The organism is Streptomyces sp. UNOC14_S4 (assembly GCF_020740835.1).
Lineage (GTDB): Bacteria > Actinomycetota > Actinomycetes > Streptomycetales > Streptomycetaceae > Streptomyces.
In genome coordinates, this window is record NZ_JAINFC010000828.1 from 1 (window position 1) to 2,047 (window position 2,047).

Here is a 2,047-nt window from a genome sequence, read left to right on the forward strand (position 1 = left end):
GGGCAGTCCGGGGCGGCGGCCTCCACGAGCGCGGCGAGGCGTTGGCCGTGCGGGCGCGCCGGGGGTGTGTCCGGCGCGAGTACGGGGTTGGTGCCCGCGGTGGCGTGCAGCAGGGTGGCGCCCAGCCCGAAGCAGTCGGCCTCGGGGCCGGGCGCGGGTCCGGTGCCGGTGCCGGTGCGGGCGAGGTACTCGGGCGCGGTGAAGCCCTGGGTGCCCAGGACGTGGGCCGTCTCCCCCGTGCGGACGGCGCCTTCGAGGTCGACCAGGACGGGCGTTCCGTCGGGCCGGACGAGGACGTTGGTCGGTTTGAGGTCACGGAGCACGAAACCGGCCTCGTGGACCTCGCCGACGATACGGACCAGGTCGCGGGCGAGCCGCCAGGCGTCCGCGACGGGAAGTCGGCCGCCGTGGTGCGAGGCGGTGTCCGCCGACCACTGCTGGAGGTTCTCGCCGTCGATCAGGTCCTCGGCGAGGAAGACGTGCCCTCCGCTCTCGAAGACCTCGTGCGGGGCGGGGGCGATGCCGCGCGGTGCCAGCAGGGACAGGACGTCCGCCTCGTGGCGCAGCCAGTCCCGGACGTCGGTCCCGCCGGGCTGCGCGCCGACGTGTGGCCGGGCCTCCTTGAGGAGGACGTCCCGGCCGGTACGCCGGTCCAGCGCGCGGTAGACGCCGCCCCGGTTGGAGTGCCGGATGGCCTCCCGGACGAGATAGCGGCCGGCGAGCGGCACGGGGCCGCCGCGGGTGCCGTTGCGCACGGGTACCGGCACGTCGAAGGGCGGTGCGGCCCAGGCGGGCGGCGAGAACCACGGGTTGCGCTCGTCCGTGGCGTACGTACCGTCGGGTGCCCGCAGCCGTCCGCGGTAGAAGCCCTCGTCGTCGAGCTCGCGCGGCGGCGAGAAGCAGCCGTAGCGGTAGTGGACCAGGCTGCCGGGGCGGTAGCGCCGGTCCGACAGGATCGCGGGTCCGGGGAGTCCCAGGGTGGCCCGGTGCAGTTCTTCGGCGAGGGTGCGCAGGTGCTCGTCGTCCGCGGGGTAGGCGGTGAGGAACTTGCCGGACTGCGCCCGCGGGGCCCGTACCGACGTGAGGTCGGCGGTGACGCGCGGCGACACCGCGAACTTGAACGCGCAGCCGTGTGCGACGAGGGCGCCTGCCGCCCGCTCCAGCACCCGGTGGGCCGAGCCGACGGTCGCCGAGACGTGGAGCTTCCACCCCTGCCTGCGCGGCCGGTACCCGGGCGGCGTGAGCATGCACCAGGTATCGCCGTCCCTCATGACCCACGCGCCCCGCCCGGCCCCGAGGACGCGGACAACGACCGACTGGTAGCTCGCCTGGTGGCCCACCGTCACGGCGTCAGAGTGGCACGAGGACCGGTCCCCGGCAACGGCTGACCCGACGGGACCTCCGGGCCACGATCGTCTGCCCGGCCCGCCACCCCCGAACTCCACGTGCCCACGAAAGTTTCAACAGTTGCCGACTCACCGGACGGCGCCGCGTACCGTGATGCCATGACGGACGACATACGGGGACTACGGGAACTGCGGGAACGCCGCCATGTGTTCGGTGACGACGCCGAGCAGTACGACGCCGCACGTCCGGGTTATCCGGAGCGACTCGTCGACGAGGTCCTGGAATTCGCCGCCGCCGGGACCGGTGACCCCGCGCCCGCCCTGGAGGTCGGTGCCGGAACCGGCAAGGCCACGGTGGCCTTCGCGGGCCGGGGCCTGCCGGTGACATGCGTCGAGCCGGACGCGCGGATGGCGCGGGTCCTGCGCCTCAGGTGCGCCGGACTGCCGGGAGTCGACGTCGAGGTCGCCGGTTTCGAGACCTGGCGCCCCGGCGGGCGGCGGTTCGGGCTGCTGTACTGCGCGCAGGCCTGGCACTGGGTCGACGAGGCGGCACGGTGGCCGGGCGCCCGGGCTGCACTGCGGCCCGGAGGCGCCGTGGCGCTCTTCTGGAACCACTGGCTCCTGGACGACGAGCGGCTGACACGGCAGCTGACCGACGCCCATGCCCGGCACGGTGTGGAGATCCCCGAGCACACCCTCCT

Annotated in this window: 1 protein-coding gene and 1 pseudogene; one reads left to right on the plus strand and one right to left on the minus strand. The window is 74.5% G+C overall.

All coding sequences use genetic code 11. The annotated features are described in order from the left end of the window. Positions 1–1,346 (minus strand): annotated as a pseudogene (locus K6I34_RS36185) (serine/threonine protein kinase); the annotation flags it as partial. 159 nt (positions 1,347–1,505) lie between these two features. Between K6I34_RS36185 and K6I34_RS36190 the strand changes: the two are divergent. Beyond that, on the plus strand, positions 1,506–2,047 hold a 542-nt coding region (locus tag K6I34_RS36190; protein WP_229332267.1), incomplete at its 3' end, for a trans-aconitate 2-methyltransferase.